General features: G+C 70.6%; 12 protein-coding genes. 6 read left to right on the top strand and 6 right to left on the bottom strand.

Annotation, left to right across the window (positions count from 1 at the left end):
* Nucleotides 1–14: 14 nt before the first annotated feature.
* The 5 genes from ntrB to JJI54_RS15900 form a co-directional block, all read right to left on the bottom strand.
* Complete coding sequence (gene ntrB, locus JJI54_RS15920; RefSeq protein ID WP_226381820.1) at nucleotides 15–899, bottom strand: nitrate ABC transporter permease; 885 nt, start codon at nucleotides 897–899, stop codon at nucleotides 15–17.
* A 4-nt stretch (nucleotides 900–903) separates the two neighbouring features.
* On the bottom strand, nucleotides 904–2160 hold the full coding sequence (locus JJI54_RS15915; protein ID WP_203074008.1) for a CmpA/NrtA family ABC transporter substrate-binding protein: 1257 nt from the start codon (nucleotides 2158–2160) through the stop codon (nucleotides 904–906).
* Complete coding sequence (locus JJI54_RS15910) at nucleotides 2157–3257, bottom strand: CmpA/NrtA family ABC transporter substrate-binding protein (protein WP_203074007.1); 1101 nt, start codon at nucleotides 3255–3257, stop codon at nucleotides 2157–2159. Before JJI54_RS15910 ends, JJI54_RS15915 begins: the two co-directional genes overlap by 4 nt.
* 236 nt (nucleotides 3258–3493) lie before the next feature.
* On the bottom strand, nucleotides 3494–4054 hold the full coding sequence (locus tag JJI54_RS15905) for an ANTAR domain-containing response regulator (protein WP_203074006.1): 561 nt from the start codon (nucleotides 4052–4054) through the stop codon (nucleotides 3494–3496).
* A gap of 108 nt (nucleotides 4055–4162) precedes the next feature.
* Complete coding sequence (locus JJI54_RS15900) at nucleotides 4163–4792, bottom strand: TetR/AcrR family transcriptional regulator (RefSeq protein ID WP_203074005.1); 630 nt, start codon at nucleotides 4790–4792, stop codon at nucleotides 4163–4165.
* Nucleotides 4793–4917: 125 nt separating this feature from the next.
* Between JJI54_RS15900 and JJI54_RS15895 the strand changes: the two genes are divergently transcribed.
* The 6 genes from JJI54_RS15895 to JJI54_RS15870 are packed head-to-tail and all read left to right on the top strand — an operon-like array spanning nucleotide 4918 to nucleotide 11665.
* A complete protein-coding gene (locus tag JJI54_RS15895) occupies nucleotides 4918–5790 on the top strand; it encodes an FAD binding domain-containing protein (RefSeq protein WP_203074004.1) in 873 nt (290 codons plus the stop codon).
* On the top strand, nucleotides 5787–6272 hold the full coding sequence (locus tag JJI54_RS15890) for a (2Fe-2S)-binding protein (RefSeq protein ID WP_203074003.1): 486 nt from the start codon (nucleotides 5787–5789) through the stop codon (nucleotides 6270–6272). The genes JJI54_RS15895 and JJI54_RS15890 overlap by 4 nt, the downstream gene beginning before the upstream one ends.
* Complete coding sequence (locus JJI54_RS15885; protein ID WP_226381818.1) at nucleotides 6269–8665, top strand: xanthine dehydrogenase family protein molybdopterin-binding subunit; 2397 nt, start codon at nucleotides 6269–6271, stop codon at nucleotides 8663–8665. The genes JJI54_RS15890 and JJI54_RS15885 overlap by 4 nt, the downstream gene beginning before the upstream one ends.
* A 23-nt stretch (nucleotides 8666–8688) precedes the next feature.
* Complete coding sequence (locus JJI54_RS15880; RefSeq protein WP_203074002.1) at nucleotides 8689–9765, top strand: C4-dicarboxylate TRAP transporter substrate-binding protein; 1077 nt, start codon at nucleotides 8689–8691, stop codon at nucleotides 9763–9765.
* Nucleotides 9766–9786: 21 nt separating this feature from the next.
* Entirely contained in the window at nucleotides 9787–10344 is a 558-nt protein-coding gene (locus JJI54_RS15875) for a TRAP transporter small permease subunit (RefSeq protein ID WP_203074001.1), read from the top strand.
* 4 nt (nucleotides 10345–10348) lie between these two features.
* Nucleotides 10349–11665, top strand: a complete 1317-nt coding sequence (locus JJI54_RS15870; RefSeq protein ID WP_203074000.1) for a TRAP transporter large permease — start codon at nucleotides 10349–10351, stop codon at nucleotides 11663–11665.
* Nucleotides 11666–11944: 279 nt separating this feature from the next.
* Here JJI54_RS15870 and JJI54_RS15865 read toward each other — a convergent pair whose 3' ends face one another.
* Nucleotides 11945–12718 (bottom strand): phosphoadenylyl-sulfate reductase, encoded by a 774-nt coding sequence (locus JJI54_RS15865; protein ID WP_226381817.1) that lies wholly within the window; start codon nucleotides 12716–12718, stop codon nucleotides 11945–11947.
* Nucleotides 12719–12835 lie beyond the last annotated feature (117 nt).

The raw sequence follows: 12835 nt of genomic DNA, 5'->3' as shown, positions 1-12835 counted from the left end.
GATCCTGTCCCCCCTCACTGCGCCGCTGTACCGCGCGTCACGGCGCGGCCGGCCAAGGCCATGATGCGATCCAGCGCGAAGCCGACCAGGCCGACATAGGCCAGCGCCACGACGATGTCGGAGAGGTTGGAGCTGTTCCAGGCATCCCAGATGAAGAAGCCGATGCCCACGCCGCCGATCAGCATCTCCGCCGCGATGATCGCGAGCCAGGATAGGCCGACGCCGATGCGCAGTCCCGTGAAGATGTAAGGCGCCGCCGCCGGCACCACGATGCGCAGGAACCATTCATGCGGGCGCAGGCGGATGACGCGCGCGACATTGCGGTAATCCGCCGGCACGTTCCGCACGCCGACCGCGGTGTTGATGATGATGGGCCAGACCGCGGTGATGAAGATGACGAAGATCGCGCTGGGCTGCGCTTCCCGGAAGGCGGCGAGCGACAGCGGCAGCCAGGCCAGCGGCGGCACCGTGCGCAGCACCTGGAAGATCGGATCCAGCCCCCGCATGGCCAGTCTCGAACTGCCGACCAGCATGCCGAGCGCCACGCCGATGACCGCCGACAAGGCGAAGCCCACGCCCACGCGCTGCAGGCTGGCCGCCAGGTGCAGGCCGAGCCCCTTGTCCAGCCCGCCCCGGTCATAGAAGGGGTTGACGATCAGCTCCGCGCTATCCGCCCAGACCTTGGAGGGTGGCGGCAGCGTGGCGCCCGGGCCGGACGCCGCCCATTCCCACAGCCCGAACAGCGCGGCCACGACGACCAGCGGCGGCAGCACCGTGGCGGCGACGCTTGCCAGGCGCGGCAGCATGCGCGCCGCCAGCGATGGCATGGCGGGCGCCGGCGCGGCGACGGAGACGGCAAGCCCCTCCGTCGCGGGCTTGGCGGGGGTGACGGCGTTCATGCGATCAGGCCCCCGTCATCTTCTTGATGGCGAGCGAATTGAGGTAGGCGGCGGGGTTCTCGGGATCGAAGACCTTGCCGTCGAAGAAGGTCTCCCGCCCGCGGGAGGTACCGCGCGGCGTCTCCGCGGCGCGCACGCCGGCGCGCTCCGCCGCCGCGCGCCAGATGTCCTCCCGGTTCACCTGCGCCACCAGCGCATTGGTGTCCGTGCCCTCCGGGAAGACGCCCCAGCGGATATCCTCCGTCAGGAACCACAGGTCATGGCTGCGGAAGGGATAGCTGGCGTGGTCGCGCCAGAACTTCATGGCGATGTCGGGGTTGGTCACGCGGCGCCCGTCGCCGTAATCGACCTCGCCGCGCACCCGCGGCAGGATGTCCGGCACCGGCACGTTCAGCCAGGCGCGCCGGCCGAGGATGGTGCACATCTCCTCCTTGTTCGCGGCCTCGTCGCACCAGCGCGCGGCCTCGATCACCGCGGCCGTCAGCGCCTCCGTCGCGCGCGGGTTCTGCTGGACGAAGGAGGCCCGCAGCGCGAGGCACTTCTCCGGATGGTCCTTCCAGAACTCGCCCGTGGTCAGCGCCGTGTAGCCCAGGCGCTGGTTCACCAGCTGGCCGTTCCAGGGCTCCCCCACGCAGAAGGCGTCCATGGTGCCGACGCGCATATTCGCCACCATCTGCGGCGGCGGCACGACGATGGTCTGCACGTCGCGCTCCGGATCGATCCCCGCCGCCGCCAGCCAGTAGCGGATCCAGAGGTCATGCGTGCCGCCGCGGAAGGTCATGGCGACCTTGCTGTCGCTGTTCAGCGCGCGGCGCAGCGGGCCCGCATCCAGCCGCGCGCCCAGCGCCTTGTGCTTCTCCGCGACCGAGATCGCCTGGCCATTGGTGTTCAGCCGCGCCAGCAGCGCCATCGGCACGGGCTGGTTGTTCTGCACGATGCGCCCGGTGTGGATCAGGTAGGCCATCGGCGTCAGCAGATGCGCGCCATCGATGCCGCCCGATGCGCCGCCCAGCACCAGGTTGTCGCGCGTCGCGCCCCAGCTCGCCTGCTTCGCCACATCGACATCCGGCATGCCGTGCTTGGTGAAGAAGCCCTTCTCCTTCGCGATGATCAGCGGCGCCGCATCGGTCAGCGCGATGTAGCCGAGCGTCGCCTTGCGCACCTCCGGCGCGGAGGCGCCCTGCGCGAAGACGCCGCGCGGTGCCGCGGCCAGCAGGGCGGTGGTGGCGCCGATCGCGGCGCGGCGGGTCAGCATCGTCATGCGTTCCTCTCCTCGGTGATGGGTTGGGCGGGCGGCGCGCTGGCGCGACCCTCGGCATAGGGGGGCGAGAGGCGGGCCGTGGCCTGCCGCCAGAGGTCCGGGCGCCAGGGCGCGATGCCCTCCGCCCGCGTCGCCGCGGCGGGCAGGTGCCCCCAGCGGCGCATGGCGTCGAACCACCAGCCGGCCTCGTCGACCTGCGGGCAGGAGGCGCTTTCGAACCGCATCGGCGCGGCGAGCACAGTGGCGCTGCCACCGGGCGGTGCGGCGACCTTGCCTTCCAGCGCCAGCGCCAGCGTCGCCGGCGGCACGCTCGGGAAGCCGCGTTCATGCAGCAGCGCCGCGGCGGCGCAGCGATTGGCGGGGTCCTCCAGCCAGCGCGCGGCTTCGGCCACCGCCGCGGTCGCGGCCAGCACGGCCTCCGGCTCCCGCTCCGCCACGCCTTCCGCGAAGGACAGCACCTTCTCCGGATGGTCGCGCCAGATGTCGCCCGTCATCAGCGCGAGCCGCCCGACGCCGATGGCCACCGCGTGGCTCCCCCAGGGCTCGCCGGCGCAGAAGCCCTCGATCGCGCCATCGGCCAGCGCGCGCGCCATCTGCGGCGGCGGCACCGCCACCAGGCGGATGTCGTGGTCGGGATCGAGCCCGCCCTGCGCCAGCCAGTGCCGCAGCAGGTAGTTGTGGGAGGAGAAAGGATAGACGACGGCGAGCGTCGGCGGCGGCAGCCCTTCCTCCGCCCGCGCATGCACGGCGGCGGCGAAGGCGCTGGCGCCGAGCGGCGCCTCGAAGGCCCCGATCCGCGCCGCCAGGCCGTGGGAGAGGGTGATGGTATTGCCGTTCCGCGCCAGCCCCGCGGTCACGGTCACGCGGCGCCGGATGCCCGCCGCCCCCGTCGCCAGCGCGATGGCGAGCGGCCCGAGCAGATGCGCGCCATCCAGCGCGCCGAAGGCCAGCTTGTCCCGCAGCGCCGCCCAGGACGCCTCGCGGGAGATGGTGACGCGCACGCCATGCTGGGCAAACAGGCCGAGCGCATCGGCCATCAGCACCGGCGCCACGTCGGTCAGCGGCACGAAGCCGATGCGGAGGGAGGGTGCGGCCACGCGGTCATGCTCCGGCGGGGCGCGTCAGGGCCCCGGAGAGCGGACCGTCACTGGGCCGCCAGGTGGATCACCCGGGGGTCACGCCTGGGGCACGCCATTGCGCCCCGACCCCCGCCGCATTGCTGCGACGCGGGAAGAAAGCCCGGGAGGGCCGGGCTTGTGAAGCGGAAAATCGCCGCGCGAATGGGCGATTTTGGGATCGCAGACGAAATTCGGCGGCGATTCAGGCAATTCGCCTAGATTTCGTGCAGGAAATCATGCGCGACATCCACCAGCCGCCGGCTGCGATCCATCGCCCAGCGCCGCAGCAGGCGATAGGCCTCCTCCTCCGACAGCCGCCGCCGCTGCATCAGCATGCCCTTGGCGCGCTCGATGATGGTGCGCTCCGCCAGCGTCGCCTGGGCCTGTTCCAGCTGCGCCCGCAGCGCCTGGTGGGCCCGGAAGCGGCGGATCGCGACCTCCAGCACCGGCCGCACGCGGGCGGGCGCCAGGCCTTCCACGACATAGGCGGCGACGCCGGCCTCGATCGCGGCCTCAATCTGCGCGGGATCGCCACGCTCCGCGAAGACGACGACGGGGCGCGGCTCGTCGCGGTTCAGCGCGCGCATGCTCTCCAGCGCGTCGCGGCCGGGGTCATCGAGGTCGCAGACGATGATGTCGGCGGCCGAATCGCGCACGAGGCGGGTCAGGTCCACCGCCTCCGGCGCCGTCGCCACCACCGTGAAGCCCGCGGCCTCCAGCCCCGCCTTCACAGCCGCGGCGCGGTCCGGTTCGCCGTCGATCAGCAATACGCGCAAGCAGCCCCCCACACTCCAGCAGGTGGCCGCGCGATGGTGTCGCCTCCGTCATCCACAGTGAAGCAATCGCCCGGCTGCGGAAAGGGCCCCGTGCCGGGCCGCCGCGGCCTAGCCCGGCGAGGCGTCCCGGCAGGCGCCCGGCAGCCTGAGGCCGGCCAGGAAGCGGTTGACCGAGTCATCGATCACCGGCCCCACATCCTCCGGCGTCGGCAGCTGGTAGATAAAGCGGCGGATGCCGAGATAGACGACGCTGCCGTGCAGCGCCCACATCGCCTCCATATCCGGCGCGCGATAGGGGCCCTCCGCCGCGATCTCCTCCCGCAGCTGCGCCAGCAGGCTGTCGCCGACGCGGGACAGGTAGCGCAGGTTCAGCGCCTCCCCCGCCAGGCCGGCCCACATGAAGATGCGCATCCATTCATAGGTGAAGATCGCGGCCGCATACTGGCGGTAGAAGTGGCGCAGCCGCTCCTCCAGCGGCCTCGAGCGGTCGGCGATCTCCGCGTTCCAGTGCGGCGACAGGCGGTCGAGGAAGACGCGTTCGAACACCGCCTCCACCAGCTCCGCCTTGCTGGCGAAGTAGCGGTAGAGCAGCGCCTGGGTGATGCCGATGCGCTGCGCCAGGTCGCGCGTCGTCCCGCCGAAGCCGACCTCGGCGAAATAGGCGACGGCGCCGGCCACGATCTGGTCGCGCCGCGCCTGCGGTTCCAGGCGACGCCCGGGTCGCGCCACGCCGTCCACGGCTTTTCTCCCTTCCCCGCAGCGGTTGAAGCCGCTGCTTGACAATGATCCTAGTTTCTGGTGATCAGTTGATCAACAAGCGATCCGCCATGCGGCCAACGCAGGCATACGGAGGGACGAACGTCATGAAATGGCCGGCCTTCGGCTATGCACGGGCATCGACTCTGGAGGAGGTGTTCCGCCTCCAGGCGGAGCATGGCGAGGAGGCGCGGCTGCTGGCCGGCGGCCAGACGCTGCTTGCCACCCTCGCCTTCCGCCTGTCCGAACCGAAGCTGCTGGTGGACATCACGCGCGTGGCAGCGCTGCGCGGCATCGCGCTGCAGGGTGGCGCGCTGCGGATCGGCGCGCTGACGCGCCATGCGGAGCTGGGGCGGGACCCGCTGGTCGCCCGGCACGCGCCGCTGCTGGCCGAAGCGGTGCCCTTCATCGCCCATCCCGCCATCCGCAACCGCGGCACCATCGGCGGCAGCCTGGCCTATGCCGACCCCGCCGCCGAACTGCCCGCCTGCATCGTGGCGCTGGATGCGACGGTGGTGCTGGTCTCCGCGGCCGGCGAACGCCGCGTGGCGGCCGGCGCCTTCTTCACCGGCCTGCTGGAGACGGCGCTGCGGCCGGGCGAACTGATCGCGGCGGTCGAGGTGCCGGTCGCGACCGCCGCGTCGCGCAGCGCGATCGTGGAGGTTGCCCGCCGCTCCGGCGACTACGCCATGGCCGGTCTTGCCGTGAGCCTGCGGCTGGAGGGGGGCGTCATCCGCGCGCCGCGGCTCGTCTATTTCGGCGTCGGCAACGGCCCGGTCCTCGCGGCCGGCGCGAATGCGGCGCTGGAGGGCCGGAGCCTGGACGCCGCTTCCATCGCCGCCGCCCGCGCCGCCCTGGCCCGGGACCTCGACCCGCCGGCCGATCTGCATGGGCCGCCCGAGATGAAGCGCCATTTGGCCGGCGTGCTGACGCAGCGCGCCCTCACCCGTTTCCTGCCCGCCGCGGAGGCCGCCGCATGACCAGCCGCGTGGACATCACCCTGACCGTGAATGGCGAACGCGTGACCCGCAGCGTGGAAGCACGCCGTCACCTCATCGACTTCCTCCGCCTCGACCTGGGCCTGACCGGGTCCCATGCGGGCTGCGAACACGGCGTCTGCGGCGCCTGCACGCTGCGCGTGGATGGCGAGATCGTCCGCGGCTGCCTGGTGCTGGCAGCGAGCCTGGATGGCGCGGAGGTCACGACGATCGAGGGCCTGTCCGACAGCGGGGAGATGGCGGACCTGCAGGACGCCTTCATCGCCCGCAACGCCGCGCAATGCGGCTTCTGCACGCCAGGCATGGTGATGGCCGCGGCCGACATCGTGCAGCACCATCCGAACGCGACGCGCGCCGAGATCCGGGAACACCTGTCCGGCAATTACTGCCGCTGCACCGGCTACCAGGCGATCGTGGACGCGGTCGAGGCGACGCTGGAGGCCCGAGGGGGAGCCGCGCGATGAACGACATGCCGACCCCCGCCTCCATCGGGCTGTCGCGGGAGGATCTGCCGAACTCCTATATCGGCCGCTCCGTCCCCCGCCCCAATTTGCCGAAGCTGGTGCAGGGCCGCGCCACCTACACGGACGACGTCCAGCCGCCACGCCTGGTGCATGCGGCGTTCCTGCGCAGCCCCTACGCGCATGCCCGCATCCTGTCGGTGGACAGCGCCGCGGCGATGCAGGTGCCGGGCGTGGTGCGCGTCTTCACCGGCGCGGACCTCGCCAAGGTCTGCGACCCCTGGGTCGCGACGCTCGATCACCTTAAGGGCATGAAGTCCGCGCAGCAGCACCCGCTGCCGCTGGACCGCGCGACCTGGCAGGGGGAGCCGGTGGTCGCCGTGGTCGCCGACAGCCGCGCGGCCGCCGAGGATGGCGTCGCGGCGCTGGCCGTGGAGTGGGAGCCCCTGCCCGCGCAGCTCGACATCGAGACGGCGCTCGACCCCGATGCGGTGGTGATCCATCCCTCGCTGGGGGACAATCTCTGCTTCACCCGCACCGCGGAGAAGGGCGACGTGGCTGCCGCCTTCGCCGCCGCGCATCGCGTGGTGGAGGCGACCTTCCTGACGGGCCGCCACACCGGCGTGACGCTGGAAGGGCGCAGCATCCTGGCCGACTACAACAGGGCCGAGGGCACGCTCACCGTCCACCACTCCACCCAGGCCCCGCACATGATGCAGGGCGTCTTCGCCAAGCAGTTGCGGATGGAGGAAGGGGCCGTCCGCGTCATCTGCCGCGATGTCGGCGGCAGTTTCGGCATCAAGGTGCATGTCTATCCGGATGAAGTCGCGGTCGCCGCCATGGCCAAGGCGATGGGCCGTCCGGTGAAATTCGTGGCCGACCGGTTCGAGAGCTTCGTCTCCGACATCCATGCCCGCGACCACCGCATCAAGGGCCGCATCGCGGTGGACGCCGAGGGAAAGATCCTCGCCTTCGACATCGATGACCGCACCGGCATCGGCCCCTATTCCGTCTATCCCCGCACCAGCGCGATCGAGGGCAACCAGGTCGTCAACCTCTGCGGCGGGCCCTACGATTTCGCGAACTACCGCTGTACGACCACGGTCGTCTTCCAGAACAAGACGCCGACCTGCCAGTACCGCGCCGTGGGCCATCCCATCGCCACGACGGTCACGGAGGGGCTGGTGGACCTGGCGGCGGAGGCGCTGGGCATCGACCCGATCGAGATCCGCCGGCGCAACCTGATCCGCGACGACGCCTATCCCTACACCTCCCCGCCCGGCATGCGGTTTGAGGGGCTGTCGCACCACGCGGCACTCGCGAAGCTGCTGGAGATGGTGCCGGTCGAGAAGATCCGCGCCGACCAGGCGGAACAGCGCAGGAAGGGGGTCCATCGCGGCCTCGGCTTCGCCAGCTTCATCGAGCTGACGAACCCCTCCCCCTTCATGTACGGCATCGGCGGCGCGCGCATTTCCGCGCAGGATGGCGCGACGGTGCGCATGGACCCCGATGGCTCCATCGTCGCGCTGTCCGGCGTCACGGAACAGGGCCAGGGGACGGAGGGCATCCTGCGCCAGATCGTGGCGCATGGCGTGGGCGTCCCGCTGGAACGCGTGAAGGTCATCACCGGCGACACCCAGACCACGCCCTATGGCGGCGGCACCTGGGCCTGCCGCGGCGCGGGCATCGGCGGCGAGGCCGCGCTGCAATCCGCCATCGCGCTGAAGCAGCAGATCCTGGTGGTCGCCGGCGCCATGCTGCAGGCGGTGCCGGAGAGCCTCGACATCGTGCTCGGCCAGGTCGTGGACAGGGAGACGGGCCGCGAACGCATGCCGCTCTCCGAGCTCGGCCGCATCGTCTACTACCGCGGCGACACGCTGCCCAAGGACCTGCCGCGGGAACTGGTGCAGACGCGCCACTTCATCACCAAGGACTACCCCTTCGCCTTCACCAACGGCATCCAGGCCAGCTGGGTGGAGGTGGATGCCGAGACCGGGATGGTGAAGCTGCTGGAGCATTGGTGCGTGGAGGATTGCGGCCGGGTGATCAACCCGCTGCTGGTGGACGAACAGGTGCGCGGCGGCATCGTGCAAGGGCTCGGCGGCGCGCTCTATGAGCACTGCGTCTATGACGAGCAGGGCAACCTGCTGACGACCACGATGGCCGACTACCTGGTGCCGATGTCGGCCGAGATGCCGGAGATGCATATCGGCCACGTCGAGACACCGACCGGCGAAAGCCTCCTCGGCGCCAAGGGTGCCGGGGAGGCCGGGACCGCGGGCGCGCCGGCCGCGCTGATGAACGCGATCAACGACGCATTGCGGCCGCTATCGGCGCGCGTCACCGAACAGCCCTTCACGCCGGCGCGCATCCTGCGCGCGCTCGGCACCGTCTGAACAAGCAGGGAGGAGAGAAAGACATGACGACCATCCGTCGCCGCAGCCTGCTCGCCGGCAGCGCCGCGCTGCCGATCTTCGCCGCGCATACCGCGCAGGCGCAGACGGCGCTGAACATCCAGATCGCCGCCAGCCACCCGGTCCAGAACTTCTGGATCCACATCATGAAGAACGTGTTCCAACCGGAGGTGGACAAGTTCCTCCGCGACAACGGCAACACCCACCGCATCAACTGGCGCGAGGCCTATGGCGGCACGCTGTACCGCTTCCAGGACACGATGGAGGCGGTGCGCGACAACATCACCGACATCGGCTATGTCGGCACCCTCTGGGAAGGCAGCACCATGCCGCTCCAGAACGTCACCTACTTCACGCCCTTCGCCACCGGCGACCACGGCCTGATCGCCAATGCCTTCGAGCGGATGAACGAGACGGTTCCGGCGATCCGCCAGAACTGGAACGGGCTCAACATGATCCCGCTCAGCTCCTACATCACCGATACCTACCACATCTGGTCGAACTTCCCGATCCGCAGCCTGGACGACCTGCGCAACCGCAAGCTGGCCGCGCCCGGCACCAGCGCGGGCTGGCTGTCCGGCACGGGGGCGACGCCGGTGGATGGCGCGCTGACCACCTACTACACGGATATCCAGACCGGCGTGATCGAGGGCGCGCTCTCCTTCTATGTCGGCATCCTGCCGACGCGGGTCTATGAGGTCGCGAAGTACATCACGGAATGCGACATCGGCGCGATGTATGTCGGCGGCATCGCCGTCAACCGCCAGCGCTACGACCGCTACCCGGAAATCGTCCGCCGCGCGCTGGTCGCGGCCGGCAAGGCCTCCACGGTCGCGCATATCCGCGACGTCTCCGACCGCGTCGCCACGGCGAAGTCGGAGATGGTGCAGAAGGGCGCCATCGTCTCCACCCTGCCGGCGGCGGAGCGCGATCGCTGGATCCGCGGCCTGCCCAACCTGGCGAAGACCTGGGCCGACAGCTCCGGCGCTGCCTCCCGCGACGTGCTGAACGCCTACTTCGCCGCGATCCGGGAGGCCGGCCAGACCCCCGGCCGCAACTGGGACCGCGAACTGACCGCCTGAACGGGCTGACGGAGCGCCGCCATGGCTGACGATATCGACATGGCGGCGCTGGATGCCGCCGCCGCACCGAAGGCCTTCGACCCGGTGCGGCTGCTGCTGGATGCGCTGGCGGCGATCGGCACGATCTGGACCTTCGGCCTGATGTGCCTGATCTGCGCCGATGTCGTCGGGCGCTCCTTCCTCAACGCGCCGATCACCGGCGTCGCGGAGATCGCGGCGCATTCGGTGGTGGGCATCGTGTTCCTGCAGATCGGCGCCACCGTCTACAACCGGCGCATGACGCGGGCGGACTTCCTGATCGACCGCCTGCATCGCAGCGTGCCTGGCCTGGCGCGGATCATCGAGATCCTGTTCATGCTGCTGGGCGCCGCCATCATGGGCTTCATCGCGCAATCCGCCTGGCCCGGCGTGTGGAATTCACTGGCGGCGCGGGAATTCTTCGGCGTGCAGGGCATCTTCACCGTGCCGACCTGGCCCTTCCGCGCGCTGATCATGCTGGGCGGCACGGCCGGCGCCCTCGCTTATCTCGTCCTCGTGCTGCATGACATCCGGGCCTCGCTTCGCCCGGCGCGGAGCTGACGCCATGGAAGACGTGACCATCGGCTTCGCGCTGATCGGCATGATGGTCGGGCTGATCGTCTTCGGCCTGCCCATCGGCCTGTCGCTGATCTCCACCGGCGCCATCGGCGTCTGGCTGATCCGGGAGAACCCGGACCTCGCCTTCCGCTTCACCGCCCTCGCGACCTATTCCGGCATCCAGGACTATGTCTTCGCGACCATCCCGCTCTTCGTCCTGATGGGGCTGCTGGTCAGCATCTCCGACATCGGCAAGGACACCTTCGAGGTCGGGCAGGCGCTGCTGCGGCGCGTGCGCGGCGGGCTCGGCATGGCGACGGTGGGCGCCAATGCGGTCTTCGCCGCCGTCACCGGCGTCTCCATCGCCTCCGCCGCCGTCTTCACCAAGGTGGCGGTGCCGGAAATGGTGCGCCACGGCTACACCATGCGCTTCGCCGCCGGCACCGTGGCGGGGTCCTCCATCCTCGGCATGCTGATCCCGCCATCCCTGCTGATGATCGTCTATGGCGTGCTGGCCGAGGTCTCCATCGGCAACATGTTCATCGCCGGCGTCATCCCGGGTGTCATCATCGCCCTCGGCTTCGCCGTCATGATCTGGGTCTATGCCACCTTCTTCCCCACGCGGATCATGACGCGGCAGACGCAGCCGGAACTCACCCAGCGCGCCATGCCCGCGGGCGAGATGGTGGTGAAGTCCGTGCCCATCATGGCGCTGGTCGTGCTGATCCTCGGCGGGCTCTACAGCGGCTTCTTCACGCCGACCGAAGCCGGCGCCGTGGGCGCCGCGGGCGCGCTGATCCTGGCGCTGCTGCGCGGCCGGCTGGACCTGCCGAAATTCTGGCGCGTGCTGCGGGAGACGGGGCTGGTCTCGGCCGCCATCCTGTTCCTGCTGATCGCGGCCGGCCTATATTCCCGCATGCTGTCGCTGGCCGGCGTGCCGCAGGCGATCGGTGAGATGGTGGAGCATCTGGGCCTCGGCCCCTACGGCTTCCTCGCCGTCTTCGTCGTCATCATCCTGCTGATGGGCATGATCCTCGACAGCACGTCGATCCTGCTGATCATGGTGCCGATCGGCGCGCCCATCGCCTCCGCCATGGGGTTCGACCTCATCCACTTCGGGATCGTCACCATCATCGCGGTGGAGATGGGGCTGCTGACGCCGCCCTTCGGCATCTCCGTCTTCACGGTGAAGGCGACATTGAACGACCCGCGCGTCAGCATCGAGACGATCTTCGCAGGCTCCATGCCCTTCGTCGTCGTGATGGGCCTCGCGCTGCTGGTGATCGCGCTCGTCCCCTGGCTCGCGACCGCCCTGGTCAACTGAGGCGCGCGCTCGAGGCGTCCCGCCATGGCCGCCGAGACGGCGGGGTGGAGATGCAGCGGGGTCGCGACGGCGCGCGGCTCCCACAAGGCGGTGATCCCGGAGAACCACGGCTTCCTGCGCCGATGCGGACGCTCTCCTCCCCGGTCATGATGAGGCGGAGGGCGGCCGGCAAGGCGCGGCGCGGGTGCGGGCGGTTTCGCGGCGGGTCGGGCCTTCAGCGGGCCTGGCGAAACTCGCTTCCACAGCCGTTCATCCCGCAAAGGGCGCCGGTCATCAGCATTAGGCACCCTCTGCCGGCACGGCTCGGGCGCCCGGAAGGGCTGTGGGCACGGGACGTTCGCGGGGATGCATGCCGCATTCCACCTTCCCCGTGCCGCGCCAGCGCCCGGCGCGCGGATCCTCCCCCGGCGCCACGCGATCCGTGCAGTGGCGGCAACCGATGGAGGGATAGCCCTGCTCCGCCAGCGGATGCGGCGGCAGGCCATGGGCCAGGCGATAGGCCTCGATCGCCGCGGCATCCCAGCCGGCCAGCGGGTTCAGCCGCACCCGTCCATCGGCGGTCTCCTCCACCACGGGAAGCCTCGCGCGCTGCGTCGTCTGGTAGCGCTTGCGGCCGGTGACCACGATGTCGAAGCCCTCCAGCGCGCGCGCCTGGGGACGGGCCTTGCGCAGCGCGCAGCAGGCATCGGGCGCGGACAGCCAGAGCCCGCCGAGCGGATCCTGCCGCGCCACCTCCGCCGCATCCGGCGGCACGCTCCGCACATCCCGCAGGCCGAGCCGTTGCACGAGCAGGTCGCGGTAGCGCAGCGTCTCCGCGAAGAGCTTGCCGGTATCGAGGAAGATCACCGGCAGCGCCGCATCGATGCGCGAGGCCAGGTGCAGCAGCACCGCCGATTGCGTGCCGAAGGAGGAGACGATGGCGAGGCGGCCGGGGAAGGCCCCGGCGGCGGCGGCGAGGATCCGGTCGGCCGGCGCATCGCCGAGCCCCGCCTGGAGGCATCGCAGCTGGTCCGCGATGCTGGCCGGGGCGGGCATGGGGATCGTCTGGGCCATGATGGCGCGTCCTGACGGGGCCGTTTCCGGCCGCCTTGGCCGGGCGACGCTTGTGAACGTCAGACGATCGTTTTACAACCGATCGACGATCATAAATCGTATTAAACGTTGCGGCCC

The organism is Falsiroseomonas ponticola, from assembly GCF_016805305.1.
Lineage (GTDB): Bacteria > Pseudomonadota > Alphaproteobacteria > Acetobacterales > Acetobacteraceae > Falsiroseomonas > Falsiroseomonas ponticola.
Note: the sequence above shows the minus strand (reverse complement) of the source record. Positions and strands in the feature narration are given on the sequence as shown.